This is a genomic window from Streptomyces sp. NBC_00386 (genome assembly GCF_036063235.1).
GTDB lineage: Bacteria > Actinomycetota > Actinomycetes > Streptomycetales > Streptomycetaceae > Streptomyces.
In genome coordinates this window covers 5,845,282-5,862,100 of record NZ_CP107950.1, presented here as the reverse complement: position 1 = coordinate 5,862,100, position 16,819 = coordinate 5,845,282, and the positions used below count along the sequence as shown (strand labels likewise).

Genomic DNA, 16,819 nt, shown 5'->3' with positions numbered 1-16,819 from the left:
CCCCCGGGAGGGAACGGCCGGTGGTTCCACGGCAGTTCCCCATCGAGCCAGAACGATACGCCGCCCCACTGACAACGCCAGAGACGCGCCGGAAAGGGCCGTGCGCGGATGCGGAACCGTCCGCTCAGGTGCCGCGGCGGGCGTCAGGTGAGGTAGACGCCGCCCAGGACGACGACCACGGCCGCCAGCACGAACAGCAGCACCCAGACCAGCAGTTTCCCCACGCCGGGCGGGGGTTCGTACCGCGGCTGCCCGGTCTCGGCGCCGGAGAACGGCGGGGCGGAGCCGTCCGGCGAGGGTTCGCCGGACGGCTCCTCCCGCTCGGTCACGAGGTCGTCACCACGGCCGCCTGCGGGCGGATCGGCAGACGGTTGACGGGCCGGCCGGTGGCCGCCCGTACGGCGGAGGCGATGGCCGCCGGCGAGGTCACGACCGGCACCGCGCTGACCGCCTTGGCGCCGAAGGGTGCGACGACGTCGCGCTCCTCGACCAGCTTGACGATGCGGATCTCGGGCGTGTCCAGGGCGGTCGGCAGGGCGTAGCCGGTGAGGTCGGGGTGACGGACCAGGCCGCGGTTGGTCCGCAGGTTCTCGGTCAGCGCGGCGCCCACGCCCTGGGTGACGCCCGCCTCGATGCGGGCCCTGAGCTGTGCCGGGTTGAGGATCCGGCCGACGTCCTGGGCGAGCGCCAGCTCCACGACCCGTACCGAGCCCAGCTCGATGTCGACGTCGACCACCGCGCGGATGGCGCAGAAGGCGAGGCCCACGAAGGCGTCGCCCTGGCCGGCCTCGTCCAGCGGTTCGGTCGGGTGCGGGCGGCACTGCGCGGTCGCCCACAGCTCCTTGCCGTCCATCGCCTCGGTGACCGTGGTCGACAGGACCCCGTCGTACGACGTGATCTTGCCGTCGGTGATCTGGAGCAGCTCGGTGGACATGCCGAACTTGTGCGCCAGGGGCTGGAGCAACTGGGTGCGGACCATCTTGGCCGCGCGCTCCACCGCTCCGCCGGACACCCAGGTGTGCCGGCCCCGGCAGCTCGGACCGGCCGGCGGCTGGTCGGTGTCGACCGGGGCCACGTGCACCTCGTCGATGCCGAGGGTCTCCTGGACGATCTGGCGGGCCAGTGTGGTGAAGCCCTGGCCGGTCTCCACGGCCGCGCAGAGCACGGTGGCGACGCCGTCGTGGACCTTCACGGTGGCCGTCGAGACCTCGTCGGCGCCCTCGGCGCCGAGCATGTGCACCATGCCGAGTCCGTAGCCGACACCACGGCGCACGGCACCGGGTTCGCCCGCGCCCTCGGGGCCGCCGGGCAGCAGCCACTCGTCCTCGGGCGTGTCCTTGGGGAGGGCCGGCAGCGGGTAGTCGCGTACGGCCTGGAGCAGTTCGGCGACGGGCGCCGGGCAGGTCACCGTCTGGCCGGTCGGCAGGACGTCGCCGGTGGCCATGACGTTGCGCAGGCGCAGTTCGGCCGGATCGACGCCGAGCTTCTTCGCCAGCTTGTCCATCTGGGCCTCGTAGGCGGCGCAGACCTGGAGGGCGCCCTCGCCGCGCACATGGCCCGAGGGCGGGTTGTTGGTGCGGACGGCCCAGCCCTCGATGAAGGCGTTCGGGACGACGTACGGGCCGCAGGCGAAGGAGACCGCGGCGGCCAGCGACTCGCCGGAGGTGTCGGCGTAGGCGCCCGCGTCGAGCAGGATCTGCGCCTCGACCTTGACCAGGTTGCCCTCGGCGTCGGCGTGGTGCCGGTAGCGCAGCAGGGTCGGGTGCCGGTGGGAGTGGCCGAGGAAGGACTCCTCGCGCGTGGCGGTGAGTTTCACCGGGCAGCCGGTCGCCAGGGCGAGCAGGCCGAGCGCGAGCTGGAAGCCCTGGTCCTCGCGGTCGGCGGTGGCTCCGGGGACACCCGTGACGACGACCTTCACGCGCGCGGGTTCGAGGCCGTAGCAGGCGGCGGCCGCGTCGCGGTCGCTGTGCGGGTCGGTAGAGGCGATGTAGAGCTCGACGCCGCCGTCGGGGCGGGGCACGGCGAGTCCGGCCTCGGCGCCGATGGGGGCGGGGTCCTGGCGGCCGATGCGGTACTGGCCCTCGACGACGACCTCGCCGACGGCGTCCGGGTCGCCGTGGCGCAGCGGGATGTGCCGGATCAGGTTGCCGTCGGGGTGCAGCGGTTCGGCCTCGAAGGCGTGCTCCGGGTCGGTGACCGGTTCGAGGATCTCGTACTCGACGATGACGGCGGCGGCGGCCATCCGCGCGGTGTCCGGGTGGTCGGCGGCGACGGCCGCGATGGGCTCACCGTGGTGACGTACGACGTCGGAGGCGAACACCGGACGGTCGGCTCTGCCGCGGCCGTGCAGCGGGGTGCCGGGCACGTCCTCGTGGGTGATGACGGCGCGTACGCCGGGCATCTCCCGCGCGTGGCTGGTGTCGATGGACACGATGCGGGCGTGCGGGTGCGGCGAGCGGAGCACGGCGGCCCACAACAGGCCCTCGGCCCACAGGTCGGCGGCGTAGGGGAACGTGCCCTCGGTCTTGGCGCGGTCCTCGGCGGCGGGCAGCGAGACGCCCAGCCCGTGCGGCAGGGGCTCGGGGCCCGTCTCGGGCGCCTCCGGTGTCGCGGTCGCGGCTTGGTTGGTCACGCCTGGCCTCCGTCCTGGCCGTACGGCTGTTCGTGCTGTGCCGGTGAACCGTAGGCGGCGCCGTCCTCGTACGCGGACGGGTGGATACCGCCGGCGCCGGGTCCGGCCTGGTGCGGGATGCGGGCCGTGTCCGTCTCGGGGGCGGCCTCGGCCGCGGCGGCGGAGTGCGCCTCGCGTTCGGCGACGACCTCGCGCACGGCGTCCAGGACACCGCGGTAGCCGGAGCAGCGGCACAGGTTGCCGCAGAGGGCCTGGCGGGTCTCCAGCTCGGTCGGCGCGGGGTTGCCCTCCAGCAGGTCGTGCAGGGTCATCGCCATGCCCGGGACGCAGAAACCGCACTGCACGGCACCGCACTTGGCCAGCGCCCGCTGGACGTCGGAGGACTGCCCGTCGGCGGCCAGGCCCTCGACGGTGCGCACCTCGCTGCCGGCGGCGGTGACTCCGGGCACCAGGCAGGACGCCACGAGCCGCCCGTCCACCTGGACGTTGCAGGCGCCGCACTCGCCCTGCGAGCAGCCGTCCTTGGCGCCCGCGAGGCCGAGCCGCTCGCGCAGGACGTAGAGCAGCGACTCGCCGACCCAGGCGTCCGTGACCGGCCGGTCGGCGCCGTTGACGCGCAGGACGTAGGAGGCGAGGGGGTGATCGTCGTGTCCGGCCTGGGCCGGGAGGTCCTCGTCCGGCGTCTCGCCGTCCGTCACGGCGGCCTCGTGCGCCGGATGCGGCTCGGCCACCCCGTGTGTCCCCGCGGTCACCGGCCCGGGGCCGGCGGCGGACTCGGCGGCCTCGCGGGCGGGCTGCGCGGGCCCCTGGGCGGCCTGCGCGGGCGATTCGGCCCCCGACTGCCCCGCGGGCCCGGCGAGGGCCTCAGCGGCCGCTTCGTGCGTGTCGGCGGTCCAGGGCTGCCCGATCTCGCCGACCCAGGGCGCGGCCGCGCCGCCGGGGAGCGTGGCGGGCGGTGTGCCGCCCCACTGCTCGACGAGCGCCGACGTGGTGAACTCGCCCGATTCGTCCGGGAGGTCGCCTGCGGCCAGGGGGATGGACCACTGCCCGGTCACGTCGTGTCCGGGGTCCTGCGACCGGCCCTGTCCCGCACCGTCCTCGAACTGCCACTGCCCGGTGGACCCGGGGTGGTACGCGAACCGGTCGTCGTGGGCGCCGCCCCGCGGCTGCGCGGCGCCGGGATCCGGCCACTGCGTGTTGCCGCCCTGACCGGCCCAGGTTCCGCCGGCGTCCGGGTCCGCCGCCGCGGGCGGGGCGGGGGTCACGTTGATCTGCGGGGGCACATAGCCGTGTCCGGGCGCGGCGAGCGGCTCCCGGGCGGCGAGGAGGGCCTCTATGCCCCCCTCGGGGAGTTTGACGAAGGCGGTGGCCCCGTCGTCGTAGTCGCCCTGGGGCAGCGGGTCCCAGCGGCTCCCGCCGCGCGACGCGCCCTGTTCGTGCTGGTCGTCGGTCACGACAGTGCCCTTCCAAGTGCTCGTCGGGCCAGCGCGGCGACGGTGCGTCGCAGGTGCAGTACGGCGGGCGGAAGCGGTGTGAGGGTTCCGTCCTCGGCGGGGACGGGGTCCGGGATGCAGGCCGCGGCCACGTACTCGCCGAAAGCGGTCAGCGCCTCCGGGACGATCGCGCGGTTGTTGTCCCAGTCGATGAGCTGGGCCACCCAGGCCTCGGCGTCCAGCGGTCGCAGCGGCATGGGCGCTATGGCGCCGACGGCGCAGCGGACACCGCGCCGGGCCGGGTCGAGGACGACCGCCACGGAGGCGATGGCGCGCCCGGGTCCGGTGCGGCCGGTGGCCTTCAGGAAGACCTGCGGGGCGTGCAGCAGCGGCACACGCACGTAGCCGATGAGCTCTCCGCCGCGGAGCATGTCCACGCCGGCGAGCAGGTGCGACACGGGGATCTCGCGGCGGGCTCCGCCCGGCCCCGCGATGATCAGCGTGGCTTCGAGGGCGGCCAGTACGGGCAGCGCGTCCCCCGTGGGGGCGGCCGAGGCGACGTTTCCGCCGAGGGTGCCCGCGTTGCGGATCTGCGGCGGTCCGGCCGCCCGCGCGGCGGCCGCGAGCGCCGGGATCAGGGCGGCGAAGTCGGGGCGGCCCATGCGGGCGTGCGTGAGGCCCGCGCCGAGCAGCGCGTGGCCGTCCTGGTACTGCCAGCCGCGGATCTCGGTGATCCGGCCGAGGCCGACGAGCGCGGCCGGCCTGAGCTGCCCGGAGTTGACCGCGGCCATGAGGTCCGTGCCGCCTGCCACCGGAACGGCCGTGGGCATGGCGGACAGTGCCGCCACCGCCTCGTCCAGCGAGACGGGCAGCGTCACGGCCTTCGCCGTCTGCGGTGCGTGCGTGGTCAAACCGGTTGCCCCTTCCCGCTGCCCCACCTGGTCCCACCTGGTCCCACCTGTGCTGCCGTACGGTACGTGCTGACAGGGCGGACGTGGCAACTCTGGCACATCTTCCCGGGCCCTCGACGCGGGGGTCCGCTAGGAGGCATTCGCCCGTCTCACCAGGGATGTGGCCTGTTTTCGCACGGCATCACCGGTGGGAGCCGATTATCACTCTTCGGTGACCCTTGGGGGCCTTTTTTCCTTGCGGTGCAAAGGCTCCGGGGCACCGCGGACGGAGCCGGGCGACCGTGAGCGGTCTCACACGTTCGGGGGCGCCCCCTCGATCGGGCGTCCGAGCACCCCCGGCCGCCGCTGCCACGGCCGTGGACCCGAGGGTGCGCGGTAGGCCACGCCGAGGGCGTCGAGCCGCCCGTAGTGGGCGTTCATCCGCCGCTCGAAGGCGGCGAAGTCCCGTTCCGCGGGGGCCGGCAGACGGCTCCAGGCGACCTCGGCGAAGGCGGCGAGCCTCGGGAACGCCTGGTAGTCCACGCGCGTGTGGTCCTCCAGCACCTCGGTCCACAGGTTGGCCTGCGTGCCCAGCACGTGCCGCGCCTCCGCCTCGGTGAGCTGCGGCGGAACGGGCTCGAAGCGGTAGACGTCCTCCAGGGTGCGCACATAGGCGATCGGCACCGGTTCGTCCTCGCCCGCGGCCTGACGGTAGTCCAGGTACACGTGCTGCTCGGGGCACATGACCACGTCGTGGCCCGCGCGCGCGGCCGTGACGCCGCCCTGGTAGCCGCGCCACGACGACACCGCGGCGCCCGGCGCGAGACCGCCCTCCAGGATCTCGTCCCAGCCGATCAGCCGACGTCCTCGCGCGGACAGCCAGTCGTCGAAGTGCCGGATGAACCAGGCCTGCAGCCCGTCCTCGTCGGCGAGCCCGAGTTCCCTGATGCGCGCCTGTGCCGTGGCCGACTGCTTCCACTGGTCCTTGGCGCACTCGTCGCCCCCGATGTGGAAGAAACCGGAGAACTCCGGGAAGCGGGCGGGGTCCGCCGGGAACAGGTCGAGGAGTTCCTCGAAGACCCCCTCGTAGAAGCGCAGGGTGTTGTCGGTGGGGGCGAGTACGTTTTTGGAGACGCCCCAGTCGTCCCAGACGGTCAGGGAGGTCGTGTCGATGACGTCGGTGTTGCCCAGTTCCGGATACGCGGCGATGGCCGCCTGCGAGTGGCCGGGGATGTCGATTTCGGGGACGACGGCGATATGCCGCTCGGCCGCGTACGCGACGATCTCCCGGATGTCGTCCTGGGTGTAGAAGCCTCCGTGCGGCTTCTCCTCCCACAACGGCGAGGCCCGGTGGCCGAATTTGGTGCGCGCCCGCCAGGAACCGATCTCCGTCAGCTTCGGGTAGCGATTGATCTGAACACGCCACCCCTGATCGTCGGTGAGATGGAAGTGGAAGACGTTGAGTTTGTGCGCGGCCAGCAGATCGAGGTAGCGCAGGACGCCTTCCTTGGGCATGAAGTGCCGGGCGACGTCGAGCATCAGGCCGCGCCAGCGGAATCGGGGCGCGTCCTCGATGGTGCCGTACTCGATTTCGTACGCCGTCCGCGGACGGACCGGGGCCCGGCGGAAAGCGTCGGGACCGAGCAGCTGACGCAGTGTCTGGGCGCCCCAGAAGACCCCGGCCGCGTCGCCGCCGCGGATCTCGACACCCTCGCCGCCGACGGCGAGCCGGTACGCCTCCGGCCCCAGGGTGCCGTCGAGGAGCAGACGTACGGCGCGCGGAGCGTCCTGGGGCCCAGGTCGCAGGGGCAGTCCGAGTGCGGCGCCGAGCGTCGAGCCGAGCCAGCGTCCGGTGGTGTCCGTGCCGGGCGCGGCCCACAGGACGGTGTCCGCGTCCAGTGTGAACCGCCCGTGCGCGGCGCCGTCGACGACGAGCGGCGCGGGAATCAGGCCCGTATCCATCATGTCCATCCGTCCTTCAGTCCATTTCCGCCACAGGGGCCGGAGACGGGTCTCCGGGGTTCGCGTACGAAGAAGATCGGCTGGTGAATGCTCATCACCGTGGAGACGGCGATGAGCATCACCGGGGTGACGGCCGCCATACCGTCCGGTCGGGCTCTCCGGCTCGCGCTCCGCGGGCGAGGACATCCGCGCGGACCGCGCGCGACGGCGCCGGGGAGAAGGGACCGGGGAACGCGAACCCTTCACTGCCGGCGTGCGCCGGAAAACGTCCCGGCGGCCGCGGGACAGGGGAAGGCGGCCACGAAAGGGAGCCGCCGGAGAAATCGCGTGCGGCGCGCTCCGGCGGGTTCGCGGCCGCCTTCCGCGCATCCCCGACGGCCTCGGTGAAACCGCGTGGCATCGGGGTCGCGAAGGGCCGCGGGCAGGCCGCGCACGGCAGGGTCCTCGAACTCGTCGTGTTCGGCCGGCCGGAGTCCCGCGGGAAGCGGAAGCCGGGTTCGCCGGAACCTCGGCGGACATCGTCCGGGCGGCCGGGAACATGATCGGCGAGGTGGCCCGGAATCGACGGCGGAATCATTCCCGCAGGGCCGCCGGAAAGAATCCGATGAGCGCGGGGTCGACCGCGACGCGGGCCGCCGTGAGAAGCCGTCCGAAGAACCGGCGGGCGAATTCCCGCCGCCCCGTGACGCCGTGACGCGTGACACGCGGGAAGGATCCGCGGGGCCGCGGTCTCCGGGGCGGGGACGCGGCGGACCCTGCGCCGCCGGCCCGCCGGAGGGCGTCGGGCGCCGCCCGGCAGGGAGGCGGTCACCGTCCCGGCCACGCCGGCGAGGGGGTACTGGACTTCATCGATGCCCTCCGGAGCGCGTTGCGTTGTGCGCAATGACGGTTTCGCATCGCACAACACTCCGGAGGCTAAGGAGTTCCGAGACCCGCCCACAAGAGGTCTACACCACTCTGTGATCACGGGACACTGTGAAAAACCGCCCGCCCCGGACGTGACACAACCCCACCTGGAGACGACACAGCCGGGCCCCGCGCACGGCACAGCCCGGCCCGCGCCCGCGGCACGCTCCCGGAACCCGGACACGACACGGCCGCGGCGCCCCTCGCCGGGGGCGTCGCGGCCGTGGTCGGTCTGCGCGGCGTGCACCGCGCCGGGGGCGGAGCCCCGGCGCTACTTCTTGTCGCCGCCCTTGCCCTGGTCGCCGCCGGCGCCCATGGACTCGAAGATCTCCTTGCACATGGGACACACGGGGTACTTCTTCGGGTCGCGGCCCGGCACCCACACCTTGCCGCACAACGCCACCACGGGCGTGCCGTCCAGCGCGCTCGCCATGATCTTGTCCTTCTGGACGTAATGGGCGAAGCGCTCGTGGTCCCCGTCACCGTGCGACACCTGCGGCGTCGGCTCTACGAGGGTCCCCGTCCCCGTGCCTCGCTGGGGCTGGGTCTCAGGCTCAAGAGTGCTCATGAAACCAAGGGTACTGGGGCTCGCGCCCATCAGTTGAGGGAAGGGGCGCGCGCCGTCGGCGCACGGCTCGGGGCCGGCGCGCCGGTCAGTTGAGGGAGGGGTCGTCGGGGTAGGTGGCGACCATCGCCAGTTCGCTGCGCTGGCGGCGCAGGACCTCGCGCCACAGACGCTCCGGCGACGGGGAGGAGACGTCACCGGGCTCGGACTCGACGACGTACCAGGCGCCGTCGACCAGTTCGTTCTCCAGCTGGCCCGGTCCCCAGCCCGCGTACCCGGCGAAGATGCGCAGGGAGCCGAGCGCCGAGGCGAGAAGCTCGGGCGGGGCCTCCAGGTCCACCAGACCGATCGCGCCGTGCACCCGCCGCCAGCCGAGGGGCGCGCGCTCCCCCGCCATGCCGCCCGGGATGACCGCCACCCCCAGCGCGGAGTCCAGCGAGACGGGGCCGCCCTGGAAGACGACACCCGGTTCCCCGGCCAGACCGGCCCAGTTCTCCAGGATGTCGCCGACACCCACCGGGGTCGGGCGGTTGAGGACGACACCGAGGGAGCCCTCCTCGTCGTGGTCGAGGAGCAGCACCACCGCACGGTCGAAGTTCGGGTCCGCCAGGGCGGGCGTGGCCACGAGCAGCCGCCCTGTGAGCGAGGACACCTCGGTCATGCCAGACATGATCCCGCACATTCCCTTCATGTGGGGAGCCAATGCGCGTACGGGAGTGAACGCAGCTCAGGGCGCAACGAAGCGTTGCCCGCGCACACCCGCGACGGTGACCCCGTGTGCCCGGCGAGGAACGGCTCGTGTTGTGGCCAAGCTATGACCGAGCTGAGTCCTCCTCGGGCTTCCTGCGCCGGGGCGGACGGCCATTACCCTTGCTGTTCGGCTCCCGTACGACCGGCCTGCCGACGACCCATGCCTGCCCAACTCATCGGAACGCGAGATACATGACCGTCAACGACGATGTCCTGCTTGTCCATGGCGGAACCCCGCTTGAGGGCGAGATCCGTGTCCGCGGTGCGAAGAACCTCGTACCGAAGGCCATGGTCGCCGCCCTGCTGGGCAGCGGGCCGAGCCGGCTGCGCAATGTCCCCGACATCCGCGACGTCCGTGTCGTACGCGGGCTGCTGCAGTTGCATGGTGTGACCGTCCGTCCGGGTGAGGAGCCCGGTGAGCTGATCCTCGACCCCTCGCACGTCGAGAGCGCGAACGTCGCCGACATCGACGCCCACGCGGGCTCGTCGCGCATCCCGATCCTCTTCTGCGGCCCGCTGCTGCACCGGCTGGGCCACGCGTTCATCCCGGGTCTCGGCGGCTGCGACATCGGCGGCCGGCCGATCGACTTCCACTTCGAGGTGCTGCGGCAGTTCGGCGCGAAGATCGAGAAGCGGGAGGACGGCCAGTACCTGGAGGCCCCGCAGCGGCTGCGCGGCACCAAGATCCAGCTTCCGTACCCGTCCGTGGGCGCGACCGAGCAGGTGCTGCTGACCGCGGTCCTCGCGGAGGGTGTCACGGAGCTCTCGAACGCGGCCGTGGAGCCGGAGATCGAGGACCTGATCTGCGTCCTTCAGAAGATGGGCGCCATCATCGCGATGGACACCGACCGGACGATCCGCATCACCGGTGTGGACTCGCTCGGCGGTTACACCCACGCGGCGCTCCCGGACCGCCTGGAGGCCGCCTCCTGGGCTTCCGCGGCGCTGGCGACCGAGGGCAACATCTACGTCCGCGGCGCTCAGCAGCGGTCGATGATGACGTTCCTGAACACCTACCGCAAGGTGGGCGGTGCCTTCGAGATCGACGACGAGGGCATCCGCTTCTGGCACCCGGGCTCGCAGCTCAAGTCCATCGCGCTGGAGACGGACGTCCACCCCGGCTTCCAGACCGACTGGCAGCAGCCGCTGGTCGTGGCCCTGACGCAGGCCACCGGCCTGTCGATCATCCACGAGACGGTGTACGAGTCCCGGCTGGGCTTCACGTCCGCGCTGAACCAGATGGGCGCGCACATCCAGCTCTACCGCGAGTGCCTCGGCGGCTCCGTCTGCCGCTTCGGCCAGCGCAACTTCCTGCACTCCGCGGTCGTTTCGGGCCCGACGAAGCTCCAGGGCGCCGACCTGGTCATCCCCGACCTGCGCGGCGGCTTCTCGTACCTGATCGCGGCGCTGGCGGCGCAGGGCACGTCCCGCGTCCACGGCATCGAGCTCATCAACCGCGGCTACGAGAACTTCATGGAGAAGCTCATGGAGCTCGGCGCGAAGGTCGAGCTGCCGGGCAAGGCACTGGGCTGACCCGAGCCTCTCCGCTCCGGCGCCGGCAGCGTCTTCCGGCTGGGGGTCCGGGGGCCCGCGGCGAAGCCGCTGATGTCACAGCCCCCGGGTAGGCACAGCATGGAGAAGCTCGTGGAGCTCGGCGCGAAGGTCGAACCGCCGGGCAAGGCACTGAGCCAGGAACCGAGGCGGCGCCGGGCAAGGCGCTCGGCCGGCACGCGGCGGACCGATCCGCGTACGACGATGGGGCGGCCCCCCTGAAAGGGGCCGCCCCATCGTCGTTGCCGGCCTTGTACGCGTCCCGCGTCCCGCGTCCGAGGGGAACGTACCGGCGCCAGGACTAGTTGCCCTTGGCGGCTTCCTTGAGCTTGCTGCCCGCGGAGACCTTCACGCTGAAGCCGGCCGGGATCTGGATCGGGTCGCCGGTCTGCGGGTTGCGCGCGGTGCGAGCGGCACGGTGGGTGCGCTCGAAGGTCAGGAAGCCGGGGATGGTCACCTTCTCGTCGCCCTTGGCGACGATCTCGCCGACGGTCTCGGCGAAAGCGGCCAGAACGGCGTCGGCGTCCTTGCGGGTCACCTCGGCGCGGTCGGCCAGCGCGGCCACCAGCTCACTGCGGTTCATGTTGTTACTCCCGTGTTCTTCTTGCTGTTGAGGCGTGCCAGGCGGCGGAGCCGCATATCGGGCACAGTGAAGCCGATGCTGCCAGGGTCCTCGGTCGGCTCCCGGACCCGGGTCCGTGGCCAGACCGTCGCGCCCGAAGACGCATCCTGCCCCCACCTGCGGCGGGAAAGCCAATCCGGCACCCCTGGGAGTCACACGAACACCCTTGGGGGTCACACGAAGAGGCCCCTGCGAGGCCTGAACCTGGCCGCCACCCTAGAGGCGGCCACGGGCCCCGCGTTCCGCGACGCGCCGGGTTCCGGGCGGTCGTGGCGCCCGTCACAGACGGGACATCGCCGTGTACGGCACGGGCGCGCGGCCCGGCTCGACCCGTGCTACACGCTCGTGTTGGCCGCGTCGGCCGCCCCCGCCGCCTTCGCAGCGTCACGCACCGCTCCGGCGACCGCGCCCGCGACCTTGTCGTTGAAGACGCTGGGGATGATGTAGTTCGGGTTGAGCTCGTCCTCGGTCACCACGCTCGCGAGCGCGGCCGCGGCGGCCAGCATCATGTCCGTGTTGACGGTACGCGACTGGGCGTCCAGGAGGCCACGGAAGACACCCGGGAACACCAGCACGTTGTTGATCTGGTTGGGGAAGTCGGAGCGGCCGGTGGCCACAACTGCCGCCGTCTGACGGGCGATTGCCGGGTCGACCTCGGGGTCGGGGTTCGCGAGCGCGAACACGATGGACTTCTCCGCCATCGAGGCCACGTCGGCGCCGTCGATCACGTTCGGGGCCGAGACACCGATGAACACGTCGGCGTCGCGCACGGCCTCCTTCAACGTGCCCGTGAGGCCTTCGAGGTTGGTGTTGTCGGCGATCCAGCGCAGCGGCGAGTCCGCGGCGGCGTCGACGAGGTCGGCGCGGTCGGCGTGCACGACACCGTGGATGTCGGCGACGACGGCGTGCTTCACACCGGCGGCGATCAGCAGCTTGAGGATGGCCGTACCGGCCGCTCCCGCACCCGACATGACGACCCGGATGTCGCCGATCGCCTTGCCCGCGACGCGAAGTGCGTTGGTCAGGGCGGCGAGGACGACGATGGCCGTGCCGTGCTGGTCGTCGTGGAAGACGGGGATGTCGAGGGCCTCGCGCAGCCGGGCCTCGATCTCGAAGCAGCGCGGCGCGGAGATGTCCTCCAGGTTGATGCCCGCGAAGCCGGGGGCGATCGCCTTCACGATCTCGACGATCGCGTCGGTGTCCTGGGTGTCCAGACACAGCGGCCAGGCGTCGATGCCGGCGAACCGCTTGAAGAGGGCCGCCTTGCCCTCCATGACGGGCAGCGCGGCCATCGGGCCGATGTTGCCGAGGCCCAGCACCGCGGAGCCGTCCGTCACGACCGCAACGGAATTGCGCTTGATGGTGAGGCGGCGGGCGTCCTCGGGGTTCTCGGCGATCGCCATGCACACCCGGGCCACACCCGGGGTGTAGATCATGGAGAGGTCGTCACGGTTGCGGATCGGGTGCTTGGACTGCATCTCGATCTTGCCGCCGAGGTGCATGAGGAACGTACGGTCGGAGACCTTGCCGAGGGTCACGCCCTCGATCTGCCGGAGCTGCTCGACGATCTCGTCGGCGTGCGAGGTGGAGCTCGCCGCGATGGTGACGTCGATCCGGAGCTTCTCGTGGCCGGACGCGGTCACGTCGAGGCCGGTCACCGAGCCTCCGCTGGACTCCACGGCCGTGGTGAGCTGGGAGACCGCGGTTCCGCTCGCGGGCACCTCCAGCCGGACCGTCATCGAGTAGGAGACGCTGGGCGCCGTTGCCATGGCCGACTTCCTCTGCTTTCACCGAGTCACTGCTTGTGCCGTCCGATCGTCGCACCTACCCCTGAGTACGCGGTAGTCGCCCCGGATTGCGGACGTTTTGTTCACCAGAGGTCGCGTCTTCGGAAAGCCGATTCCACTTTACGAGAGAGAGGTCCGCCCGGTGAGAGCGGGCCGGGTGACGAAAGAGGCCCACGTCACGGGGTGACGTGGGCCTCTTCAGGTCCTTCGGTGAAGGACGACGGTCAATGACACCGACCCGCCATGCTCGCCTCGCGGCAAGTGGTCGCTCGTAGCGACGAAGGTTGGGCCCGGGGGCTTGGATCGGGCCGGTGTCACGTCAAAGGTAACAAAGGATTCCCGTAGAGCAATTCCCGTCCCGGGAGTTCTTTTCGGCCGGGACGGGAAGCGGGGCCGACGGGGGCGGGTGCCCGTGCTCCGGGCGGGTGACGCGGAGCACGTCAGTCCCGCAGGAGGTCGGGGACCCCGTTCGCGTCGGGTTCGTCGCGGTCGCTGGAGACGACGGTGAGCTGCTGCGTGGCCCGGGTCAGGGCGACGTACAGGACACGCAGTCCGGCGGGCGACTCGTCGGCGATCTCCGCGGGCGACACGACCACCGTCGCGTCGTACTCCAGGCCCTTGGCCTCCAGGCTTCCCAGGGCCACCACGCGGTCCCCGAGCCCGGCGAGCCAGCGGGCGGCCTCCTCGCGCCGGTTCATGGCGACGACGACGCCCACGGTGCCGTCGACCCGGTCGAGGAGATGGGCGGCCTCGGCGCGCACGGTCTGCGCGAGGGAGTCCCGTACGACGGCGAACCGGGGCTCGACGCCAGTGGACCGTACGGCGGACGGCGACTCGGAGCCCGGCATGGCGAGGGCGAGGACCTTGGCGGCCAGCTCCGCGATCTCCGCCGGGTTGCGGTAGTTGACGGTGAGCGTGAAGCGGCGCCGGGGGCGGGTGCCGAGCGCCTCGTCACGGGCCTCCGCCGCCTCGTCGGGGTCGGACCACGAGGACTGGGCGGGGTCGCCCACGACCGTCCAGGTGGCGTGGCGTCCGCGCCGGCCGACCATCCGCCACTGCATGGGCGTGAGGTCCTGCGCCTCGTCGACGATGACGTGCGCGTACTCGGTCCGCTCCAGCGCCAGCCGCTCGGCGCGTTCGCGCTGCGTCTCCTCGCGGTGGGGCATGAGCTCCTCCAGACCGGTGAGGTGGTCCAGCGGGTCCGGATCGCGGCGCTTCCTGGGCCGGGCGGGTGCCCCGACGATCGCCTCCAGCTCGTCGAGCATCGCCACGTCGTGCACGGAGAACCCGTCCCGCTTGAGCGAGCGGGCCACCCGGCGGACCTCACCGGGGTTGAGGATCCGACGCGCCCAGCGCCCGAGCCGCCGCTCGTCGGCCATGGCGGCCAGCACCCCGCGCGGGGTCAGCTCCGGCCACCAGGCGTCCAGGAACGCCAGGAAACTGTCCTCGGAGGTGACGTCCTCGTCGAACGACGACCGCAGCTCGGCGGACAGCGCCGGGTCCGAGTGCCGGGTCCCGGCACCCGACCGCGCCCACAGCGCGTCGAGCAGCAGTCTGCGGGCACGCGGCCGCAGCAGGTTGACCGGCGCGGTCCCGCCGAGCGCGTTGTTCTTGATGCGGTCCAGCTCGGCGGACTCCAGCTCGATACGGCGCCCGAAGGCGACGACCCGCAGCCGGGTGGGGGGACCCGTGGGGGCCTCGTCCGGCTCCCCGAGGGCGAGATGGCCGGAATTCCCCCTGGAGACGCCGGCCGGTGCCTCCAGCGCCCCGCGCGCCGCCTTCCGCAGCACCCTCAGCATCCGGTACGAGCCCTTGGCCCGGGCCACCGCCGGTGAGTCGTACAGCGTGGCGCCCACGCCGTCGACGAGCGAACCGATCGCGCGGATCGCGACCTGCCCCTCCTCGCCGAGCGAGGGCAGCACGCCCTCGGTGTAGGCGACGAGCAGCGGGGTCGGCGAGACGATCAGGATGCCGCCCGCGTACCGGCGGCGGTCCTGGTAGAGGAGATAGGCGGCCCGGTGCAGGGCCACCGCCGTCTTGCCGGTGCCGGGTCCGCCCTCGACATAGGTCACGGACGCGGCGGGCGCGCGGATCACCATGTCCTGCTCGGCCTGGATGGACGCCACGATGTCGCGCATGGTGTGGCTGCGGGCCTGCCCGAGCGCGGCCATGAGCGCGCCGTCGCCGATGACCGGCAGCTCACGGCCGTCGAGGGAGGCCTTCACCTGCGGGCGCATCAGGTCGTCCTCGACCCCGAGGACCCTGCGGCCCTTGGAGCGGATGACCCGGCGGCGTACGACCCGGCCGGGGTCGACCGGGGTGGAGCGGTAGAACGGGGCCGCGGCGGGCGCCCGCCAGTCGATCACCAGCGGCGCGTAGTCGGCGTCCAGGACGCCGATACGGCCGATGTGGAGCGTCTCCGCGATGTCGGCGGTGTTGTCCTCGCGGACCGCGCCGTCGGCGGGTTCCACGGCGGTGTAGGCGCCGTCGGGCCCCTTCACGCCGTCCTTCCCGCGGAGCAGGTCGATCCGACCGAAGAGGAAGTCCTCGAACTCGTTGTTGAGACGGTTGAGGTGGATTCCCGCGCGGAACACCTGGGCGTCGCGCTCGGCGAGCGCCCCCGGTGTGCCGACGTGACCGCGCTGGGCGGCGTCGTGCATGAGGAACTCGGCCTCGTGGATCTTCTCCTCGAGGCGCCGGTAGACCCGGTCCAGATGTTCCTGTTCGACAGCGATCTCAAGGTCCCGTACGGAGTCGTCCTTGACGGAGTCATTCTGTACGGATGTACGGACCGAGCCGAGCGCGGTTTCCTGCTGAGCCTGAGCGGCCACCGGGCGCCCCCTTCTGACGTGCTGGGCAGCCGTCAACCGTACGCGAAGGGAGGCCCGCCGGGCTACGTCCGCGCCCGGAGTCCGCTCACGCCTTCACCTCGACGAGACGCTTCCCACTGAAGGTCATGACCTCGAAGTGGTCGATCTGGTTCGGCTCGAAGGCCGCGCCGCCGTGGACGTAGAGGGGCTGCTTGGCCTCCTCGGTCTTGGCGTTGGGAGTGCCGTAACCCCACTCCGGGACCGACCAGGAGGTCACCGTCTCGCGCTCGCCGTTCTTGCCGACGGCGATCAGGGAGCACTTCTCGGGACCCGTGACGTTCTTGAGCTGGAGGACCGCGTGGGTGCCCCAGTCCTTCGGCTCGATCGCGACGACGGCGTTGACCTTGGTCTTCGCGTCCGTGGCCGACGACTTGTCGGTCATGACCTCGAAGGCGGCCTTGGCCGGGCTGGTGGAGTGCGCCAGCGGCGGGGTCGCGCCGCTGTCGTTGCCTCCGTTGACCGCCATGACGGTCAGCGGGCCACCGATGATCAGCGCGGCCGCGGCCGCCACCAGGTACATGCCGCGCCGGCGCTTCTGGGCACGGCGTGCCGAGACCTCGTCCACCAGCCGCTCCGCGAGCCGTGGGCTCGGGCGGGCCGAGAGGGACTCCGCGATGGCCGGGCTGCCCTGCGAGGCGGGCAGGTCGGCGAGTGCCGCGAGCATCGGTTCCATCCCGGCGAGCTCGTCGAGCTGCTGGGCGCACCACTCGCAGGAGGCGAGATGCTCCTCGAAGGCCGTCGCCTCGGCGTCGTCGAGGATGCCGAGCGCGTAGGCGCCGACAGTCTCGTGAATGTTGTCCCCGGACCCTTGCTGTCCTCGTGGACCTTGCATGGCTCCCGGACCACCTGTT

At 72.2% G+C, this 16,819-nt stretch carries 12 protein-coding genes; 1 reads left to right on the top strand and 11 read right to left on the bottom strand.

The genetic code is table 11. The annotated features are described in order from the left end of the window. Nucleotides 1-143: 143 nt before the first annotated feature. The 7 genes from OG780_RS25740 to OG780_RS25710 all read right to left on the bottom strand — a co-directional run bounded on the left by OG780_RS25740 (nt 144) and on the right by OG780_RS25710 (nt 9,049). Nucleotides 144-329, bottom strand: a complete 186-nt coding sequence (locus tag OG780_RS25740; protein ID WP_328451946.1) for a hypothetical protein — start codon at nt 327-329, stop codon at nt 144-146. Continuing rightward, complete coding sequence (locus OG780_RS25735; protein ID WP_328451944.1) at nt 326-2,632, bottom strand: xanthine dehydrogenase family protein molybdopterin-binding subunit; 2,307 nt, start codon at nt 2,630-2,632, stop codon at nt 326-328. Before OG780_RS25735 ends, OG780_RS25740 begins: the two co-directional genes overlap by 4 nt. Next, nucleotides 2,629-4,086: a 2Fe-2S iron-sulfur cluster-binding protein gene (locus OG780_RS25730; protein WP_328451942.1), complete on the bottom strand. Its 1,458-nt coding sequence runs from the start codon at nt 4,084-4,086 to the stop codon at nt 2,629-2,631. The genes OG780_RS25735 and OG780_RS25730 overlap by 4 nt, the downstream gene beginning before the upstream one ends. After that, nucleotides 4,083-4,976, bottom strand: coding sequence for an FAD binding domain-containing protein (locus tag OG780_RS25725; protein ID WP_328451940.1), 894 nt, complete (start codon nt 4,974-4,976; stop codon nt 4,083-4,085). The genes OG780_RS25730 and OG780_RS25725 overlap by 4 nt, the downstream gene beginning before the upstream one ends. 291 nt (nt 4,977-5,267) lie before the next feature. Then, nucleotides 5,268-6,926 carry a beta-N-acetylhexosaminidase gene (locus OG780_RS25720; protein ID WP_443062207.1) on the bottom strand — a complete coding sequence of 553 codons (1,659 nt, stop codon included), beginning with the start codon at nt 6,924-6,926 and terminating at the stop codon, nt 5,268-5,270. 1,168 nt (nt 6,927-8,094) lie between these two features. Continuing rightward, nucleotides 8,095-8,391, bottom strand: a complete 297-nt coding sequence (locus tag OG780_RS25715; RefSeq protein ID WP_103554931.1) for a DUF3039 domain-containing protein — start codon at nt 8,389-8,391, stop codon at nt 8,095-8,097. Nucleotides 8,392-8,476: 85 nt separating this feature from the next. Then, on the bottom strand, nt 8,477-9,049 hold the full coding sequence (locus OG780_RS25710; RefSeq protein ID WP_328451933.1) for a YqgE/AlgH family protein: 573 nt from the start codon (nt 9,047-9,049) through the stop codon (nt 8,477-8,479). Between the two features lie 281 nt (nt 9,050-9,330). Between OG780_RS25710 and murA the strand changes: the two genes are divergently transcribed. Beyond that, complete coding sequence (murA, locus tag OG780_RS25705) at nt 9,331-10,671, top strand: UDP-N-acetylglucosamine 1-carboxyvinyltransferase (RefSeq protein ID WP_328451931.1); 1,341 nt, start codon at nt 9,331-9,333, stop codon at nt 10,669-10,671. Between the two features lie 319 nt (nt 10,672-10,990). Here the strand turns inward: murA and OG780_RS25700 are convergent, their stop codons facing one another. The 4 genes from OG780_RS25700 to OG780_RS25685 all read right to left on the bottom strand — a co-directional run bounded on the left by OG780_RS25700 (nt 10,991) and on the right by OG780_RS25685 (nt 16,800). Continuing rightward, entirely contained in the window at nt 10,991-11,272 is a 282-nt protein-coding gene (locus OG780_RS25700) for an HU family DNA-binding protein (RefSeq protein WP_037619258.1), read from the bottom strand. A gap of 374 nt (nt 11,273-11,646) precedes the next feature. Then, nucleotides 11,647-13,080 (bottom strand): NAD-dependent malic enzyme, encoded by a 1,434-nt coding sequence (locus OG780_RS25695; RefSeq protein ID WP_328451929.1) that lies wholly within the window; start codon nt 13,078-13,080, stop codon nt 11,647-11,649. Between the two features lie 458 nt (nt 13,081-13,538). Next, a complete protein-coding gene (locus OG780_RS25690; protein WP_328451927.1) occupies nt 13,539-15,929 on the bottom strand; it encodes a HelD family protein in 2,391 nt (796 codons plus the stop codon). Nucleotides 15,930-16,014: 85 nt separating this feature from the next. After that, nucleotides 16,015-16,800, bottom strand: coding sequence for an anti-sigma factor family protein (locus OG780_RS25685; protein ID WP_328451925.1), 786 nt, complete (start codon nt 16,798-16,800; stop codon nt 16,015-16,017). Nucleotides 16,801-16,819: the final 19 nt, after the last annotated feature.